Source organism: Affinundibacterium nitidum, assembly GCF_014284155.1.
Taxonomy (GTDB): domain Bacteria; phylum Pseudomonadota; class Gammaproteobacteria; order Burkholderiales; family Burkholderiaceae_D; genus Undibacterium; species Undibacterium nitidum.
The window spans coordinates 1-411 of sequence record NZ_JACOFZ010000038.1; the positions used below are offsets into that span (position 1 = coordinate 1).

General features: G+C 55.7%; 1 protein-coding gene. It reads right to left on the reverse strand.

Going from position 1 to position 411, the window contains the following annotated elements:
- Nucleotides 1-411, reverse strand: a 411-nt coding sequence (locus H8K36_RS18940; protein ID WP_186918081.1) for a VCBS domain-containing protein, incomplete at both ends; no start/stop codon positions are given.

Here is a 411-nt window from a genome sequence, read left to right on the forward strand (position 1 = left end):
CGTGAAGCTGTTCGCTGTCGCGCTTGCCGTTTCTGCTACCGTCATGTCGCCTGCAGAACCTGCATTGCTGTCCGGGATCGTGACCGTTGGACCACCATCGGTATTACCATTGATCGTAATGACCAAGCTTGCCGTTGTCGTGCTGCCGTCACCATCGGTTAAGGTGTACGTAAAGCTATCGGTCAAGCTTTGGCCGGCGCCTAAGCCATTGACGGCCGCATTGCTGTTGTTGAGCGTGTACGTGTAGGTACCATTGCTGTTCAAGACCAAGGTACCGTAGCCACTGGCGTTCGTGAAGGTGCCCGCTGTGACTGGGGTGGCGTTGCTGTCCGCACCGACCGTGTCGTTCGTGATCACATTGCCGGTGACTGTGTTCGGTACTGCATCTTCAGTGATGTTGTTGATGTCACC